This is a genomic window from Mesorhizobium loti, assembly GCF_003148495.1.
GTDB lineage: Bacteria > Pseudomonadota > Alphaproteobacteria > Rhizobiales > Rhizobiaceae > Mesorhizobium > Mesorhizobium loti.
On record NZ_QGGH01000001.1, the window covers coordinates 348,050 to 366,251 of the forward strand.

General features: G+C 62.3%; 16 protein-coding genes. 12 read left to right on the top strand and 4 right to left on the bottom strand.

Going from position 1 to position 18,202, the window contains the following annotated elements:
* The first annotated feature begins 42 nt into the window (after positions 1-42).
* Positions 43-810, top strand: coding sequence for an IclR family transcriptional regulator (locus C8D77_RS01925; protein WP_109658900.1), 768 nt, complete (start codon positions 43-45; stop codon positions 808-810).
* Positions 811-838: 28 nt separating this feature from the next.
* Here the strand turns inward: C8D77_RS01925 and C8D77_RS01930 are convergent, their stop codons facing one another.
* A complete protein-coding gene (locus C8D77_RS01930) occupies positions 839-1,651 on the bottom strand; it encodes a MerR family transcriptional regulator (RefSeq protein WP_109658901.1) in 813 nt (270 codons plus the stop codon).
* Positions 1,652-1,795: 144 nt separating this feature from the next.
* Between C8D77_RS01930 and C8D77_RS01935 the strand changes: the two genes are divergently transcribed.
* The 11 genes from C8D77_RS01935 (at position 1,796) to C8D77_RS01980 (ending at position 14,604) form a co-directional block, all read left to right on the top strand.
* Positions 1,796-3,076, top strand: a complete 1,281-nt coding sequence (locus C8D77_RS01935) for a 4-aminobutyrate--2-oxoglutarate transaminase (RefSeq protein WP_109658902.1) — start codon at positions 1,796-1,798, stop codon at positions 3,074-3,076.
* A 2-nt stretch (positions 3,077-3,078) separates the two neighbouring features.
* Complete coding sequence (locus C8D77_RS01940; protein ID WP_109661157.1) at positions 3,079-4,563, top strand: NAD-dependent succinate-semialdehyde dehydrogenase; 1,485 nt, start codon at positions 3,079-3,081, stop codon at positions 4,561-4,563.
* Between the two features lie 727 nt (positions 4,564-5,290).
* Positions 5,291-6,838: an ABC transporter substrate-binding protein gene (locus C8D77_RS01945; protein ID WP_109658903.1), complete on the top strand. Its 1,548-nt coding sequence runs from the start codon at positions 5,291-5,293 to the stop codon at positions 6,836-6,838.
* Positions 6,839-6,899: 61 nt separating this feature from the next.
* Positions 6,900-7,838, top strand: coding sequence for an ABC transporter permease (locus C8D77_RS01950; RefSeq protein ID WP_109658904.1), 939 nt, complete (start codon positions 6,900-6,902; stop codon positions 7,836-7,838).
* Positions 7,839-7,849: 11 nt separating this feature from the next.
* The gene (locus tag C8D77_RS01955; protein ID WP_109658905.1) at positions 7,850-8,701 is read left to right on the top strand and encodes an ABC transporter permease; all 852 of its coding nucleotides are present in this window, start codon (positions 7,850-7,852) and stop codon (positions 8,699-8,701) included.
* A complete protein-coding gene (locus tag C8D77_RS01960) occupies positions 8,698-10,350 on the top strand; it encodes an ABC transporter ATP-binding protein (RefSeq protein WP_109658906.1) in 1,653 nt (550 codons plus the stop codon). Before C8D77_RS01955 ends, C8D77_RS01960 begins: the two co-directional genes overlap by 4 nt.
* The gene (locus tag C8D77_RS01965; RefSeq protein ID WP_109658907.1) at positions 10,340-11,791 is read left to right on the top strand and encodes an amidase; all 1,452 of its coding nucleotides are present in this window, start codon (positions 10,340-10,342) and stop codon (positions 11,789-11,791) included. The genes C8D77_RS01960 and C8D77_RS01965 overlap by 11 nt, the downstream gene beginning before the upstream one ends.
* Positions 11,792-11,803: 12 nt before the next feature.
* Positions 11,804-12,733, top strand: a complete 930-nt coding sequence (locus C8D77_RS01970; RefSeq protein ID WP_109658908.1) for a MurR/RpiR family transcriptional regulator — start codon at positions 11,804-11,806, stop codon at positions 12,731-12,733.
* Positions 12,734-12,762: 29 nt separating this feature from the next.
* Positions 12,763-13,953 carry a serine hydrolase domain-containing protein gene (locus C8D77_RS01975; protein WP_109658909.1) on the top strand — a complete coding sequence of 397 codons (1,191 nt, stop codon included), beginning with the start codon at positions 12,763-12,765 and terminating at the stop codon, positions 13,951-13,953.
* 228 nt (positions 13,954-14,181) lie between these two features.
* Positions 14,182-14,325, top strand: coding sequence for a hypothetical protein (locus C8D77_RS37455; protein WP_170136651.1), 144 nt, complete (start codon positions 14,182-14,184; stop codon positions 14,323-14,325).
* Positions 14,326-14,331: 6 nt separating this feature from the next.
* Positions 14,332-14,604: a hypothetical protein gene (locus C8D77_RS01980; RefSeq protein WP_109658910.1), complete on the top strand. Its 273-nt coding sequence runs from the start codon at positions 14,332-14,334 to the stop codon at positions 14,602-14,604.
* Between the two features lie 335 nt (positions 14,605-14,939).
* Here C8D77_RS01980 and C8D77_RS01985 read toward each other — a convergent pair whose 3' ends face one another.
* The 3 genes from C8D77_RS01985 to C8D77_RS01995 form a co-directional block, all read right to left on the bottom strand.
* The gene (locus C8D77_RS01985) at positions 14,940-16,397 is read right to left on the bottom strand and encodes an NAD-dependent succinate-semialdehyde dehydrogenase (RefSeq protein WP_109658911.1); all 1,458 of its coding nucleotides are present in this window, start codon (positions 16,395-16,397) and stop codon (positions 14,940-14,942) included.
* A gap of 18 nt (positions 16,398-16,415) precedes the next feature.
* A complete protein-coding gene (locus C8D77_RS01990; RefSeq protein WP_109658912.1) occupies positions 16,416-17,459 on the bottom strand; it encodes a tartrate dehydrogenase in 1,044 nt (347 codons plus the stop codon).
* Between the two features lie 205 nt (positions 17,460-17,664).
* Positions 17,665-18,018: a cupin domain-containing protein gene (locus C8D77_RS01995; protein WP_109658913.1), complete on the bottom strand. Its 354-nt coding sequence runs from the start codon at positions 18,016-18,018 to the stop codon at positions 17,665-17,667.
* Positions 18,019-18,202: the final 184 nt, after the last annotated feature.

The window sequence follows — 18,202 nt, forward strand, 5'->3', positions numbered from 1 at the left end:
TAATCGGGCGGTCAAGCGCTGAGCCTATGGAGGGATGCACCTGTGAGCGATGACGATTCGTTGTTCGTGAAATCGCTGGCGAAAGCATTTCAGCTGCTCGAGGCGTTCGAGAAGAGTGGCGATGGCGGACGCCTGACACACAAGGATATGAAACAGCTGACCGGTCTGGATGCCAGCACGGTTCAGCGCATGTCCCATACGCTGGTCAAACTCGGTTATCTTGAGCGCGGGCAGAACCGCACCTACGTCCTCGGCAAGAAGTTCCTCCATTTCACCTTCGAGTACCTGCGCCATTCGCAGACGATCCAGCGAGCCAGCCCGATCCTCATGGATCTCCAGAACGAGACGGGGGAGCGTGTCGACCTCAGTCTCTTCGAGGATGTGGAAATCGTTTATGCGCTTCGCCGGCAATCGAAGCGTGAGACCTTCTTCGCCACCCTGACCGGTCGACGCGTTCCGTCGTTTGCCGCGTCCGGCGGGCGGGTGGTGATGTCCCATCTGCCGCGCGACGTCGTAGAAGACATTATCGACAGATCGGCTCTCGTCCCGCAATCGCCGAAGACGGTCACGTCGCGAACCGAGATCCTTGCGGAGATCGATAGAGCCCGTGAACTTGGTTATGCATTATGCATAGAGCAGATGCTGATCGGCGAAATCGTACTTGCATCGGCGATTTTCGACGAACGCAACACGCCGATCGGCGCGGTGCATATCGCCGGCTCGCTGTCGGACTGGGATGCCGACTCTTTCTGCCGCAAACATGCGCCGTTGGCTATTTCGGCCGCGCGGATGATTTCGAACAGATCCTGATCCCGGCAGGGATCTGCGGGCGCCGGCGTCAGAACGTCGCCGGCGTATTGATCCAGATCAGCGTTGTCTGACTGTCGGAGAGATTGCGCCAGGAATGCGGCCTGTTGCTCTCGAAATAGAAGCTGTCTCCGGTGCGCAGTTCGAAGAACTGGTCGCCGTCGAGCACGACCTGCAGCTTTCCCGCCAGGACGAAGATGAATTCTTCTCCCTCGTGACGGTAGGAGCCTTCGCTGGAGGCGCCGGGCGCAAGGTCGAAACGATGACATTCCATCTGCCGCCGACCCGGGACGAGCGCATGGATGGTGACGCCCGACGAAGTGGTCGGCCACGTCGCCCATTCACCGCTGCGTACGAGCGATGCGCTTTCTTCCTGCCCCTGCTGCCCGCTGAGATCGGCGACCGTCGTCCCGAGGTGTTTTGCCACATCGTGCAGCGCGGTGATCGAGATTCCCTGCGACGTCCGCTCGAATGTCGATAGCTGCGACAAGGAGGTCCCTGTTGCACGCGCTACTGTTTCCAGCGTCTGCCGTGCCTGCCGTCGCAAGCTCCTGACCTTCATCCCGATGGGCATGTCGTCGCCAGCGACATGGCCTTGCACGGCGGGGCGTGATTCCTGCTCGTCCTTCAGCCCTTCCTTGATGGCTGCCGGATTGAGACCTTTTTCGCTTCGCATCCAGGCAATCGTCTGCAGCCGTTCGACGAGCTCGGGATCATAGAGTCGCTGCCCCGAGGGCGTGCGGATCGGTTCGACCAGCCCCTGCTGTTCCCACAGCCTGAGTGTCGAGGGGGAAACGCCGGCGCTGCGCGCCGCTTCGGCAATTTTCAGAGGATTCTTTTGCATATCCCGTGGGCAGGTTCTCGCAGGGTGAAATTTTCTAGCGGTCACAAGACGCATCTTGCAAGTCTACAGAAAAAATGTAGATATTTTTTTGACTGAGACGTTTCGTCCTCACCACCAGTCTTCCGTTTTTCAGGGATTGCTTCCATGCAGAATATCGAACTCGCAGACCGTCGCTCCGACGCCATTTCGCGCGGCGTTGGCGTTATCACGCAGGTCTATGCGGAGCGCGCCGAAAATGCGGAGATCTGGGATGTCGAAGGCCGCCGCTATATCGATTTCGCTGCTGGCATCGCGGTGGTCAACACGGGACATCGGCACCCCAAGGTCATCGCTGCGGTCAAAGACCAGCTCGACCATTTTACCCATACCTGCCATCAAGTGGTTCCCTACGAGAATTATGTGCGCCTCGCGGAGCGGCTGAACAAAGCCGTTCCGGGCAACTTCAAAAAGAAGACCGTCTTCGTCACGACAGGTGCGGAAGCTGTGGAAAATGCGATCAAGATCGCCCGCGCCGCGACCAACCGCTCGGCGATCATCGCCTTCACTGGCGCCTTCCATGGCCGCACGTTCATGGGCATGGCGCTGACCGGCAAAGTGGTCCCCTACAAGGTCGGTTTCGGCGCTATGCTGCCGGATGTCTATCATGTGCCTTTCCCGGTCGAACTGCATGGCTACACGGTCGACGATTCGCTCACCGTGCTCGACAAGCTGTTCAAGGCGGATGTCGATCCCAATCGTGTGGCGGCGTTTATCGTCGAACCCGTTCAGGGCGAGGGCGGCTTTTACGAGGTGCCAAAGGCGTTCATGCAGAAGCTGCGCGAGATCGCCGACAAACATGGCATCCTGCTGATCGCCGATGAGGTGCAGACCGGCTTCTCGCGCACCGGCAAGCTGTTTGCCATGGAACATCATGGCGTGGTGGCAGACATCACCACCATGGCCAAGGGCCTTGGCGGCGGCTTCCCCATCGCAGCCGTGACGGGCCGCGCCGAGCTGATGGACGCTCCGGGGCCCGGCGGGCTCGGCGGCACCTATGCCGGCAATCCGATCGGCGTCGCCGCCGCCAATGCCGTTCTCGACGTGATCGAGGAAGAGGGCCTCAACGACCGGGCGACGTTGCTTGGCAACCGGCTGAAGCAGCGCCTGCAGTCGCTTGCCGACGCCGTGCCACAGATCGCCGACATTCGCGGGCCGGGTTTCATGAACGCCGTCGAATTCAACGTGCCAAGGAGCAAAATGCCAAATGCCGAGTTCACCAACAAGGTGCGCGAAAAGGCGCTGACCAAGGGCCTGATCCTGTTAACCTGCGGCGTTTACGGCAATGTCATCCGTTTTCTCGCGCCGCTGACAATCCAGGACGAGGTGTTTTCCGAAGCGCTCGACATCCTGGAGGAAACCTTGCGCGAATGCGCCAAGGAGGCATGACAGTGAGCATTTCCAACGCTTTGCTTGCACGTTTGAAGGATCCGTCGCTTGTTACTGACAAGGCCTTGATCGCCGGTGAATGGCTGTCGGCGGCCGATGGCGGCAAGTCCTTTGACATAACCAACCCCTCGACCGGTGACGTTATCGCGACCCTGCCGGACATGGGTCGCGCGGAGGCGGCCCGCGCTGTCGATGCCGCCTACAAGGCGCAGAAGGACTGGGCAAAAAAGACGGCCAAGGATAGAGCCGCGATCCTTCGCAGGCTCTACGATCTGATGCTCGCCAATGCCGACGATCTTGCCGCCATCCTGACCATGGAAATGGGCAAGCCGCTGGCCGAAGCCCGCGGAGAAATCCTCTATGGTGCCTCTTATGTCGAATGGTTCGGCGAAGAGGCCAAGCGCGTCTATGGCGATACGATCCCAGGCCACCAGCAGGACAAGCGGATCATCGTCCTCAAGCAGCCGGTTGGCGTCGTCGCGGCGATCACGCCGTGGAATTTCCCAAATGCGATGCTGGCGCGTAAGTTCGCGCCGGCTGTCGCTGCCGGCTGCGCCGTGGTGTCGAAGCCTGCGGCCGAGACGCCGCTTTCGGCGCTGTCGCTGGCGCTGCTGGCGGAACGCGCCGGACTGCCATCCGGCGTCTTCAGCGTCGTCACCTCGACCGATTCCTCGTCCATCGGCAAGGAATTCACCGAGAACGCCAAGGTGCGCAAACTGACCTTCACCGGCTCGACCGGCGTCGGCAAGATCCTGATGCGTCAGGGTGCAGAGCAGATAATGAAACTTGGTCTCGAGCTCGGCGGCAATGCGCCGTTCATCGTTTTCGACGATGCCGATCTCGATGCGGCGGTCGAAGGTGCGATGGTGTCGAAATACCGCAACAACGGCCAGACCTGCGTCTGCGCCAACCGGCTCTACGTGCAGGCTGGCGTCTACGACGTGTTTGCCGAAAAGCTGGCGGCAAAGGTTGCGGCGCTCAAGGTCGGAGACGGTTTCGAGGACGGCGTCAATGCCGGCCCGCTCATCACCCAGAAGGCCGTGGAGAAGGTGGAAGAGCATATCGCCGATGCCCTTTCCAAGGGCGCCAGCATCATGCTGGGCGGCAAGCCCGCCGACCGAGCGGGGTTGTTCTTCCAGCCGACCATCCTGACCGGCGTGACGTCAGACATGAAGGTCGCCCGCGAGGAAACCTTCGGACCGGTTGCGCCGCTGTTCAAGTTCGAGAGCGAGGAAGAGGTGATCGAAATGGCGAACAACACCGAATTCGGGCTTGCCTCCTATTTTTATGCCAAGGACCTGTCGAAGGTGTTCCGCGTCGCCGAGGCGCTCGAATACGGAATGGTCGGCATCAATACCGGCCTGATCTCCAACGAGACGGCGCCTTTCGGCGGCATCAAGCAATCCGGCCAGGGCCGCGAAGGCTCGAAATATGGTCTCGAGGACTATCTGGAGATCAAATATCTTTGCCTCTCGATCGAAGGATGAGGGCTGACCCGCTCATTGCTTACCTCCTGAACACGGCAACGGCCGGCACCGAAATGGTGGCATGGAAACCGTCGTCCGGCCGATCGCAGCCAGCGATGGAACAGGAATGGCGGCGGCTGTGGACCGCCTATCTCGACTCCAACGAAACCAGCGTGACGGAGTTTATCAGACCACCTTCAGCCGCTTGGTTTGGAGGGCGAATTTGAGCCCAACGGCTTCATCGCCATGGTGGATGAAAAGCCGGTCGGCTTGTGCAGTATCCAGCATAGAACGCCCTGGTCGACCAAGAACAATTGTTATCCGCAGGAGCTCCATGCCGATCCCGAGGGCTAAAGCACGGGCGTCGGGAGGGCCATCATCGAAACGGTCTATGCAAAGGCCGACGAACTTAGCATACGCCAGCCTATTGCGGCCGATCCGGTCATAGATCCCGCGCGCCGTGGCATTGTGCCTCTGGTCAGCCAATAGACGTTGGGCCAGCCTACGAGCACGCGCTACGCGCCATGCCCATAACGTATCGCGATCCACGCGTTTGGAGTTCGTTCGAACTCGTGATCAGCACAAAGTTTGCCATGGAGGTCCCATCGCTGGCCTGGGCGCTGCGGCTTCCCATCTAAGAGCGCGTATGTTAGATTTGCAACTATCTTGTTGACACAAGTTATCTATATCACATAAACCTCTGCCTCATGCCGAAAGGCACAAGACAAAATTTCGGGAGGAGAACTAGATGAATTCCTTGAGCGGATCCCGCACGCGGGCTGCCGGCGCGGTGTTGCACGGGGCTGTCCTCGTCGCGATGGGTTTGTGTTGGGCCGTTCCGGCCTTCGCCGACGATGTCATCCGCGTGGTTTCGCCCTACCAGACTACGACGCTCGATCCGATGCGCTCCGCGGCGGCCGGCAACATCGAAACCTACGGCCAGCTTTATTCGCGCCTGCTGCGCCGCAACTACGAAACCGGCGCGCTGGAGCCGGGGCTTGCCGAGAAATGGGAGATTTCGCCGGACGGCAAGACATACACCTTCCATCTGCGCGAGGCCCAGTTCTCGGACGGTTCGCCGATCACGGCTGCCGACGTCGCCTTCAGCCTTGACCGTATCCGGAGCGACAAGAAATCGGCTTATCCTGCGCCGCTGGGCTCCGTGGAATCGGTGACCGCGGCGGATGCGAAAACCGTGGTGATCACCCTCAAGTCAGCCTTCGCGCCGTTCCTCGGCAATGCGGAAATCTGGAACATGGGCATCGTCTCGAAGGCCGATGTGGAGAAGCGCGGCGAGGAGGCGGCTTTCGCCACGGTCCCGGTTGCGTCGGGCCCGTATGAAGTCAAGCAGTGGAAGCCGAACGAGAAGCTCGTTCTCGAACCCAATCCGCACTACTGGCGCAAGGGCTATCCGAAGTCGGACGCCACGGTCGAACTGATCGAGATCGCATCGCCCGAAACCCGCATCGCCATGCTGAAGGCCGGCGAGATCGACGTGGTGCGCGCGGTGCCGTGGACGCAGATCGACGAGCTGAAGGCGACCGAGACGGTGGATATGCGACTCGAGCCTTCGACCACCATCTACATGACCCTGCTCAACCACAAGCGCGAACCCTTCTCCAATCTGAAGGCTCGGCAGGCGGCAGGCATGGCGATCGACAACAAGGCCATGACTGCGGCCATCACGCGTGGCTATGCCGAACCCGCGAATACCACGCTGCCGGGCAGCATCGACTTCCATGACAAGGATTATCCGGGCATTCCCTACGACCCCGCCAAGGCAAAGGAATTGCTGGCCGAATCCGGCATGGTGGGGCGCGAGGTAAAGATCCTGGCGACAGCCGATGCGCCGTCGCAGCAGACGGCACTGCTGATCCAGGCCCAATGGCAGGCGATCGGGTTGAAGCCGGTGATCGTCAATGTCGATAGTGGCGCCTGGTGGGATGCCACCGGCAAGGGCGATTACGACGCTGCCGCCAATTGGTGGTACAACGAGACCACCGATCCTGACCTCGCCGTGCGATGGGCCGTATGCGGATCCTGCGGCTCGAACTCCTACAGCACCTTCTATGAGAACCCGAAGGTGGACGCGCTCGTTGAGCAGGGAACCAAGGAGGCCGATCAGGCCAAGCGCGCGGAAATATACAAGGAGATCCAGAAGATCACCACCGAAGAGGTCGCGCAGATCCCCCTCTATTATGCGCCGAATGCGGTTGCCTATTCCAAGCGTCTCCAGGGTCTCAAGCTGACGCCCGCGCTGCAATGGACGCTGGAAGAAACCTCCCTCGGCCATTGAGCCGCCTCAAGCGCGCCCCGCGACAGGGGCGCGCCCTTGACGCTCGAACCGGAGAACCGGATTGCCCCTTCTGCAACTCATCGCGCGGCGCCTGCTGCAATTGACTGGTGTGCTTGCCGGCATCAGCCTCGTGACGTTCCTGCTCTTGCACATGGCCCCCGGCGATCCCGCTCGGCTTCTTGCCGGGGAGAGGGCGAGTGCTGAAACCATCGCGGCGATCCGCTCGCAATATGGGCTTGACCTGCCTCTCTGGAGGCAGTTCCTGACCTATCTCGCAAACTTGTTTTCGGGTGATATCGGTTTGTCGCTTCGCTTTCAGCGGCCGGTCAGCCAGCTTATCGAACAATTCATGTGGCCGACACTGTTCCTGACCGTCTATGTCATTTGCCTCGCCGTCCCGCCGACGGTCGCGCTCGCCATCCTCGGTGCGCGCCGGCCCGGCGGCGTCGCCGACCAGATCATTCGTCTGGTGGGCATTGCGGGCCTCACCATTCCGGTGTTCTGGCTGGGCATCATGATGTCGCGCCTCTTCGGCGTTAGTCTCGGCTGGTTCCCTGTGTCGGGCTACGGCGCGGGCTTCATCGGGCATCTCCACCACCTCTTCCTGCCTGCAGTGTCGACGGCCATCTGGCTGGTGCCGGTTCTGACGCAGAGCCTGCGCGCTGCCCTCATCGAGAAGACAACGGCCGATTTTGTCACGGCCGCGCGGGCGCAGGGCGCCACGGAACGGCAGATCTTCTGGCAGACCATGCTGCCGAACGCCGTGCTGCCGACACTTAACCTGCTCGGCGTGATGGTGGCCTTCATGATCGGTGGCGCGATCATTGTCGAAACCGTCTATGCGGTGCCGGGCCTCGGCACGCTGATGGTCAACGCGCTGCTTGGCCGCGACTACTACGTCGTGCAGGGGCTGACCCTGGTCTTCGCGGTCTCGACCGTCCTGATCACGCTGCTCGTGGATTTGCTTAGCGCCTTCATCGATCCGCGCGTCCGGCTTTGAGGAGATCGCACATGGCTGAAAGCCCCGTTCTGGCGCAGACCGCGCCCTCGATCCGTCGCATCACACCCACCATGCTGGTTGCGCTCGTCGTCCTGTTCGGATGGCTGGCGCTGGCGCTGGCGGCCCCGGTGATAGCGCCCTGTGACCCAGATGCCATCGACATCATGAACATGCTCTCGCCGCCGAGTGCCGCCCATTTGTTCGGCACGGACCAGGTCGGCCGCGATGTCTTCTCCCGAGTTCTGTTCGCAAGCCGCATCGATCTGCTGCTGTGTGTTGCCGGTGTGCTTCCACCGCTGCTGATCGGCACGACCATCGGGCTGCTGAGCGGCTATTTCCGTGGTGTGGTCGATAATGTGTTCATGCGCATCTACGACCTCACTGTTGCGTTCCCCTTCTTCGTCCTGGTGCTGGCCATCGTCGGCGTGCTCGGGCCAGGGCTCCTCAACTTCATCTTGGCGCTGACGCTTGTCGGATGGGTCAGCTACGCGCGCCTGATGCGGGCGCAGGTGCTGACGATCCGCGAAAGCGAGTATATCCAGGCGGCCAAGTGCCTCGGCTATTCGCCGGCCGCTATCCTCGGCCATCATGTGCTGCCCAACGCCATAGGGCCCGTCATCGCCTACGCGGTCAGTGATGCGGTGCTCGTCATGCTGGCCGGCGCGAGCTTCGGCTTCCTCGGCTTGGGTGCGCAGCCGCCAGCTGCCGAGTGGGGCGTCATGATCGCCGACGGACAGGCATTCGTGCAGCAAGCCTGGTGGATATGCCTGTTCCCCGGTCTGGCCGCGATTTCGCTTGGCCTCGGCTTTGCTTTGCTCGGTGATGGGCTGGGACAGATACATCGCAGGGGAGCTACGGCATGAGCCGGCCGGAGACTGGCAAGCCGCCGCTGCTCGACGTCAAGGACCTCACCGTCAGCTTCGGCGGCTTTGCGGCGGTCAAGAACGTTTCGTTCACGCTCCAGCCGGGAGAGATCCTCGGCATCGTCGGCGAAAGCGGCTCGGGCAAGTCCGTGACCTGCCGTGCCGTGATGCGGCTGCTGACCGGCGCGGCGCGCGCCCAGGGTACGGTGGCGCTCGACGGGCAGGATCTTTTGGCGCTTGGGGAGGAAGAACTGTGCGCCATTCGCGGCCGCGACATCGGCATGATTTTCCAGAACCCGGCATCGCATCTCAACCCGCTGCGCCGCATTGGCCAGCAGGTCGCGGCACCGATGATCCGGCATCTCGGCATCGGCAAACGCGAAGGTCTTCTGCGGGCGGTCAAGCTGCTGGAGGACGTCGGTATCCACGAACCGGAAAAGCGTGCGCGTTCCTATCCGCATGAATTTTCCGGCGGTATGAAACAGCGGGCGATGATCGCCGCCGCCATCGGCTGCCAACCCAAGTTGCTGATCGCCGACGAGCCGACGACCGCCCTCGACGTCACCGTGCAGGCCCGCATTCTTGAATTACTCAAGGAGCTAAACCGCAAGACCGGGCTTGCGATGATCCTCATTTCGCACGATCTCGGCGTCGTCGCGGATATCTGCTCGCGCGTCGTGGTCATGCGCAATGGCGAGGTGGTGGAGCAGGGGCCGATCGACGACGTCATCAACCGGCCACGCCATGCCTATACAAGGCTGCTGATCGAATCCCAGCCCGGCCGCAAAAGCTATGGCTCGGTCGGCAGCCCGGATCGGGGAAAATCGCTGCTTCGCGTCGAAAACCTGTCGGTGACATTCCCCGCCGGGCAGGGCTTGCTCGGCGGCAATTCCTTCCGCGCCCTCGACGGCGTCGATCTGGAGATCAACACGGGCGAAACGGTCGGCATCGTCGGCGAAAGCGGATCGGGCAAGAGCACGCTCGCCCGGTCGATCATTCGCCTGAACACGCCGAGTGGCGGCGCGATCCGTCTGGACGGACAGGATGTCGGGGCGCTCGCCGGCGAGGCGCTGACGGCGTTCCGCCGTCGCGTGCAGATGGTGTTCCAGAACCCGTACGATTCGCTCAATCCGCGCCTGACGATTGCCGAGGCCGTCGCGGAGCCGATCTGGCGGCACGGCATTGCGGACCGAAAGACGGCGCGGGAAGAAGCCGACGCATTGCTGGAGATGGTGGAATTGCCGGGCAGCCTGCGCGATCGCAAGCCGCAGCAGCTTTCCGGCGGCCAATGCCAGCGCGTTGGCCTTGCACGGGCGCTGGCGCTGAAGCCGCAGCTTCTCATCGCGGACGAAATCACCTCGGCCCTCGATGTCACGACACAGGCGCAGATCCTGGAGCTGCTCGTGCGGCTCCAGCGCCAGCGCTCGCTGACGCTGCTCTACATTTCGCACGATCTTGCCGTGGTGAGCAGCCTTTGCCAGCGCGTCTATGTCTTCAAGGCCGGGCGTATCGTCGAGCAAGGCGTGGCGCAGCAGGTTCTGTCCACACCACGGGATCCCTATACGCAGGCGTTGGTCGGTTCGCTGGCCCGGCTGCCGACGACCCAGACAATCCCCCTTTCACAAGGGGTAGCGACCCATGCGACTTGATGAATATGCAGCCCACGACGGAATCAGCCTCGCCAGCCTGCTGGCGAAAGGGAAGGTCACGCCGAGGGAACTCGGCCGATGCGTCGAACAGGCCGTCGCGGCGGTGAACCCTGCGCTGAACGCCGTCATCGAACTCTATCCGGACGCGCTAGAAAGCCTGCCGGAGCGCGCGTCCGCCACCCCCTTCGGCGGCATTCCCACCCTCACCAAGGACTTTCCGGTCGAGGCGGGCCGGCCCGCCGAGTTCGGTAGCCGCCTTGCACAGGGTTTCAGCGCCGGCCACGATGCCGTCTACTGGACGCGTTTGCGAAAGGGCGGACTGGTCAATGCCGGACGAACGGCCAGTTCCGAATTCGGCGTGCCGGCGACGACGGAATCGCCACTCTATGGTGCCACCCGCAATCCGTGGAACCCGGAACGTGGCGTTGCCGGCTCAAGCGGCGGCGCGGCGGCCGCCGTTGCTGCGGGCATCGTGCCTTTCGCGCAGGGCAGCGACGGCGGCGGATCGATCCGCAACCCGGCCGCGTTCTGCGGCTTGATCGGTCTGAAACCTTCACGCGGGCGGGTTACCGGCGCGCCGAATGCGAATGCCCCGCTTCTGGGACTGGCGACGGCCTTCATGCTGACGCGCTCTGTGCGCGATACGGCCGTGCTGCTCGACTTGTGCCACGGTCCCGATGCCGGCGACGGCTATGAAATTGCGGCGCCGGCAGGCACCTATCGCGATGCCATGCAGCGCCCGCCGCGGGGGCTGCGGATCGCTCTGTGTACAAAGTCGTGGTCGGGCGTTCAGCTCGACCCGGAGGTTGCGGCAGCAACAAGGTCTGCCGCGGAACGGTTCGCAGCTCTCGGTCACCATGTCGATGAAGCGTCACCGGACTTCGATTATCCCGCCTTCCTCCATGCGCAGAAGGTCATCTGGGCCGCGGATGCCGCCGCGCATATGCCGGCCATGGCGCGGTATATGAACCGCTCGCTGGAGGAAGCGCTTGGTACAAGCGTATATGCTCTTTATCGCTGGGGGCTCTGCATCAGCGGCGCACAGCTTATCGACGCGCTTGCCGTCTATGATCGCGTGACCCGGCAGGTCGGGCGCTTCCTTGCCGGATATGATCTCTTGCTGACGCCGACCAGCACCATTTTGCCGGAACCGATCGGCACCTTCGATCCCAATCGCGCCGGTATCGACGCCGATGGCGTGTTCGACGATCTGGCGCCGAAGGAGACGTTCACCGCGCTGTTCAACGCGACAGGACAGCCCGCGATATCCCTGCCGCTCGGGCGCAGTTGGGACGGCCTGCCCATCGGCATCCAGCTCGTGGCCCGCTTTGGACGGGAAGACCTGCTGCTTGCGGCTGCGCGGCAAATGGAGGAAGAGCTAGAAAGCGCTCCCGGCATCTGGGGACAGGGGCGTCCGGCCATTCACGCCGGCAACTTCTAGGAGTCAGTCACTGTGGCGAAAGCACGAAGCGGCAAGGATGCCGCGGGATCGAATGGCGTTGAGGAGAAGATCGACATCGAAGCGATCCTGCGCGACCGCATGTCCGGGTTTTCGCCGTCGGAGCAAAGCCTTGCGGCCTATATCTTGGACAACATCCAGATATTGCCCTTCGAGACCGGCAGCAGCATAGCGCAGGCGGTCGGCGTCAGCGAGATGACCGTCACGCGGTTCGTTCGCGGCCTTGGCTTCGAGAACCTGCGCGACCTCAAGAAACGATTGCGCGTGGCGGTCACGGAGAAGGACAGCGAAATCGATGACTACATGGCCCGCTTTCAGATGCGCGAAGGCCGGCAGCAGATGCTGCAGGAAAGCTTGCGGCTGGAGCTGGATGCCATCGTGAAGGCCTATGCGTTGACCACGTCCGAAGTGTGGGACGAGGCGGCGAGCCTGCTGGTGAAGGCGCGCACCATCTATGTCGTCGGTTTCCAGGCCTCGAAGGGCCTGGCGCTCGATTTCGCCAGCCGCCTGCTGTGGGCGCGTTCCAACGTCATTTTCGTCGACAACACCTCGGGCACGTTCGGCGAGATCATCAACGCAGATCCCAAGCACAGCGCCGTCGTCCTTGTTGACACGGCCTCCTATGCGACGCGCGGCATCAAGCTGGTGGAGAAGCTGAAGTCGATGGACATGCCGCTGGTCATCGTCACCGACAAGTTCAGTCACTGGGCCTTTGCCTATACGCGCTTCGTCTTCGAGGCGCATACGCATGTGAAGACCTTCTGGGATTCTACGGCAAGCCTCAGTGTCGTGCTCAATCTGCTCATCGACGCCGTTGCCACCAAACTCGGGCCGAAGGCTAAGCGCAACTTCGCCATGATGAGCGACATGGGCACCCTCTTCGGAGAATTCGTCGGCGGCAGCTATCTGCGCCGTAACGATTGATCCATTCCAAACCGCAAGCGAGAGCATGCATGAGCAGTATTCCGCCATTCCGTGATCCGACTGCCCCCGGCAGTTCTCTCGTTCCGAGGCAAGACTGGGATCGCGCGCCCTGGAACCGCTGGACTTTCCAGCATGTCCGGGACCTGCTGCCGACTACGCAGGTCTGGCGCGGAGCAGGGCCGGCAAGCCTGCTGCCGGCGGATCTGCGGGATATCGACGCCATTGCCTTCGCGGCGGAGGGGCAGGCCTATACCATTGGCAGCTTCCTCGAGACGAGCTATGCCGATGGCCTCCTGGTGCTCCATGGCGGCAAGATCGTCGCCGAGCGCTACCTGAACGGCATGACACCGCATACCCAGCACCTGTCGCAATCGGTCGCCAAGTCGGTCGTCGGCACCGTGGCGGGCATCCTGATCGGCCGCGGAGTGGTCGATCCGGCCGCGTCCCTGACGCACTATCTGCCGGAGCTGGAGGCGACGGCCTATCGCGGCGCGACCGTCCAGCACGTGCTCGACATGACCAGCGGCGTGGCCTTCGACGAGACCTATACCGCGCTCGATTCCCACATGGCGCAACTCGATGTCGCCAGCGGCTGGAAGGATCGTTGGAACCCGAACTGGCCCACAAATGTCTGGGACCTGATCCTGTCTTTGAAGGATCTGGAGTGCCCGCACGGTACCTCCTTCCGCTACCGCTCGATCGAGACGGATCTCCTGTCCTTCGTTCTACAGCGCGCCGCCGCTGCCCCGCTTGGAGAACTCGTCAGCCGTGAATTGTGGGCGCCGATGGGGGCGGAGGAGGACGCCTATTTCACCGTGGACGCTGCCGGCTATGCTCTGGGTGACGGCGGGTTCAATGCGACTCTTCGCGACTATGCTCGTTTCGCCCTGCTGCATCTTCGCGGCGGCGAGATCGATGGCCGGCGTATCGTGTCGACCGAGTGGATTACCGGGACACGGTTTGGTGCTGACCCGACACTCTTCGGCGGCGTCTATCAAGAGGTTCTACCCGCCGGGGCATATCACAACCAGTTCTGGATCGAGGATACCGTACGCGGCGTCTATATGGCCCGCGGCGTCTTCGGACAACTGATCTACATCGACCCGGTGGCGGATTTCGCGGCGGTTGTCCTGTCGAGCTGGCCGGAATTCGTCAGCTCGACGAGGATGCGGACAGCGCTGGCGGCCGTCAGGGCTATCCGAGGGGCGCTGTCGTCGTAGCGAGCAGGTTATCCCCGTTCTGGTCCGCAGCCGCGCTGGCGCTCGCCCTGGTCGCGTGGCCAGGTGCGGTTGGACGTCCCGGCCCGCTTGAGGGCATAGAATCGAGGGGGAAGAGACAATGAAAACAATTCGCAACGTGTCCGACCTGCGCGTGGTCATGCACCGCAACGAACGGCCGATCTATTTTATCTCGGCCACCAACTTCAACCTGCTCGGCATTGACCAGTGATGCGAAACTTCAAGTTCATCAGCTACATAGACTGCTTCGACGGCCGCCACCCCAAGGTGATGGTGCCCTCGCGCCAGCCGCACAACGAGTTCGCCTCGCTCGCCTCCGTGCCCAATACGCTCGGACCGGCCAAGACCTATTAAGAGCTGATGGCTTGGGCGAAGAAGGCAGGAATCGGCACCGACCTCGTTGTCCAGACGGCGTTCGGCGACAGCGGCCACACCACCTTCTTCATCTCCAATGAGCAGGAATACGGCCGTCACGCCAAGGAGATCCAGGCGCAGGACGAGGTCATGATCATGAACCGCATCAATTGCCGGGGCGCGACTATGGAAGCCTGCGCCACCCGCTCCGGCACGCTCGTCGGACCGCTGCTCACCGAGGTGGTGAGCCGTCGCGAGCTGACTGGCAACGCTCATTGAGGCGCTCGTCTCGATAACGTTCCTGAAGCTGAGCCCGACCGAGTAGATAGGTCTAATACAACTTTGCCTCGACAGCGGATGTGGCGGGCGGTGCGGAGCACAGTCAGGATGGTCATCTCAGTCGGGACGCTCAGCCGCCGGTCACGGATCTTCTGAATTGCTTCAAGACGATGCGGCTCTTTTTGCGGCTATGTGACCAAACGCATGACGGCTCCCGCAACAAGCCCGTCTCGCGCCAGGCTCGGTGAAGTCGCCAGCTTTCCTAGCCGACGGAACCGGAGGCCGGAGGGTTACAATGATGGGCCGCACGCAAGAAGACATGCATCCTTCGCGGTTCAGCTCAGCCCACCAATGTGGAAGGTTTTCATTTCCAGATACTCCTCGATTCCGCACTGAGCACCCTCCCGGCCGAGGCCGGACTGCTTGACGCCGCCGAAGGGGGCGACTTCGGTAGAAACAGAGCCGGTGTTGAGACCGACCATACCGAACTCCAGCGCTTCGACAACGCGCCAGGAGCGCTTCAGGCTTTCGGTATAGAAATAGGCAGCAAGCCCGAAGGGCGTTGCATTGGCGATGGCGATGGCCTCGGCTTCCGTTTCGAACCGGAACAACGGGGCGACCGGGCCGAAGGTTTCCTCGCGGGCAAGCAGCATGTCGGTCGTCGCGCCGCCGAGCACCAGGGGCACGGCATATTGCTTGCCCTTGGGCATGTCGGGGCGCTTCGAAAGAATCTGCGCGCCCTTGGCAAGCGCGTCCGCTACATGGCGGTCGATCTTGTCGATAGCGGCCTCGTTGATCATCGGGCCGATATCGACCGGCGCGCCCGTGCCGGGGCCGACCTTCATCGCGGACACGCGGGCCGACAGTCTGGCGGCGAAAATGTCATAGACACCCGACTGGACAAGAATCCGGTTTGAGCAGACGCAGGTCTGGCCGCCATTGCGGAACTTGGAGACGATGGCACCTTCGATAGCCAGGTCGATGTCGGCGTCGTCAAACACGATGAACGGCGCATTGCCGCCAAGCTCAAGGCTCAGCCGCTTGATGCTGTCGGCGGCGCCGCGCATCAGAACCGACCCGACGCGGGTCGATCCGGTAAAGGAGATCTTGCGCACCGTTTCATTCGCCATCAGCTCGGTGCCGATCTCGGCCGGCATACCGGTCACGATGTTGATCACGCCGGGTGAAATACCGGCGCGTTCGGCCAGCACTCCGAGCGCAAGGGCGGAGAAGGGGGTGAATTCCGACGGCTTGACGACCACGGTACAGCCTGCGGCAAGGGCGGGCGCCACCTTACGGGTGATCATCGCGTTCGGGAAGTTCCAAGGGGTGATGATGGCGCAGACGCCGACCGGTTCTTTCAGTATGACGATCCTGCGGTCCGCTGTCGGCGAGGGGATGGTCGTGCCACCGACACGCCGGGCTTCCTCGGCGAACCATTTGACGAACGACGCCCCGTAGCGGATTTCGCTAAGCGCTTCCGACAGCGGTTTGCCCTGCTCAAGCGAGAGGATCAGGGCCAAATCCTGCTCATGCTCGAGCATCAGGCGGTGCCACGCTTCCAGCAGAGCGCCGCGCTCGGCGTGGGTCTTGGCTTTCCATGGCGCAAAGGCGGCATCGGCGGCCGCGATCGCCTCACGGGTCTCAGCACCGCAGACGTCGGGAACATGGCCTAGCGTCCCTTGCGTCGCGGGGTCCGTCACCGGCACCGAAGCGCCCGAGGCCGCGTTGCGCCAAGCGCCAGCGATGAGGCATTGCTCGCGGAACAGGCTTTTGTCGTTCAGGGTTTTCATGGCGAGATCCTCTTCAATTTATGCGAGCGCAGCCAGGACAGCGGCGGTAATCGCATCCGTCCTGTCCCTGCCGGGCACTGTGCCGATGCCTTGCGCGGTGGCGGTCTCAACGGCTTTGATGATGTCTGCGGCCGCCGCCGCTTCGCCGAGATGATCGAGCATCATGGCGGCGGACCAGATCGCCGCAATCGGATTGGCGATGCCGAGATGGGCGATGTCAGGGGCGGACCCATGTACCGGTTCGAACATCGACGGTGCGCTACGTTCTGGATTGATGTTAGCGGATGCGGCGAAACCGAGCCCGCCCTGGATCGCGGCGCCGATATCGGTCAGGATGTCACCGAACAGGTTGGAGGCCACAACCACATCGAGGCTCTCCGGCGCCGTGATCATGCGTGCGGCGAGCGCGTCGACGTGATAGCTGGTCACTTCGACATCAGGATAATCCGCCTCCAGCTTTCGCGTGATCTCGTCCCAGAACACCATCGAGTACTTCTGCGCATTGGACTTGGTGACGGAGGCCAGCTTGCCCCGCCGCGCCCGCGCCTGCTCGAAGCCGAAGCGCAGGATGCGCTCGACGCCGGCGCGGGTGAAGATCGATGTCTCCACCGCAACCTCGTCCATCGTGCCAACATGAACGCGGCCGCCGGCCCCGGAATATTCCCCCTCGGTATTTTCGCGGATGCACAGGATGTCGAAGGCGCCGGCCCTCAAAGGTCCTTCGACGCCCGGCAACAGCCTGTGCGGACGGATATTGGCATATTGCACGAAGGCCTTGCGGATCGGCAGAAGCAGACCGTGCAGCGAAACGGAATCCGGCACTTCGGCGGGCCAGCCGACGGCACCAAGCAGAATAGCATCGTGACCTCGCAGGGTCTCGATACCGTCTGACGGCATCATTGATCCGGTTTCTTTGTAGAAGGCGCAGGACCATGGAAAGCTCTTGGCTTCGAGCGCGAAATTCCCACGTTTGGCTGCGGCTTCCAGGATTTGCCAAGCGGCTTCAATGACCGGGCCGCCGATGCCGTCACCTGGGACAAGCGCGATAGTGTAGGTTGTCATGTGTTCCCCTTACGGAGCGATCAGCACGCTTTGACTCGCGGTTTGGCCTACCGCCTTGGGGGCCGAATTCTTGCCGATGCCGGGGCCTAACAGCCGCCAGTCGACTGGATATTGGCGCGCGAGCGGCCGTGGCGACGCACATTTCCTGCGCGTGTGCTGCCCTCTGGTGACCCGCCTGGAGGGCCTGAAATCCCGCAGCATCATGTCAGCTGACGGTGACGTAAATCTTGCGGACGGTCTCGACCGTGCGCCAGACGCCGGCGAAGCCAGGCTTCATGACGAAATTGTCGCCGGCGCGATAGGTTGCGGTTTCGCCGTCCTTCTCCGTCAGTTCGACGACGCCGGAGAGGATGTGGCAGAATTCGAAGGTCGTGCCCTTGATCGAATGGGTTTCACCGGGGGTGGCCTCCCATACGCCGGTGTGAACGGTCTCCTCGCGCGAGACGTCCTGCGCCCATGTTTTGAATGACGGGTCGCCGGATATCAGACGGTTTGCTGCGGCCTTGGATTCGCGGGGCGGGGCTTGTGGGTCGGTTTCGATGCGCTTGATGAGGGGCATGGTCGTTTCCTTCTGGGATGTTTCAATTCCTGCACTGGCTCGCGAGTATGGCGCCGACCGTCGGAACATTGCCGTTGACGAGGTTGAAGCTTGGCCGACCGCGTCAAAACCATGCGCCGTCGATCTGAGATTTCCGCACACTTTCCATTGTCGAGTCCGGTGTCCGGCCATTCTGGCCCGATGG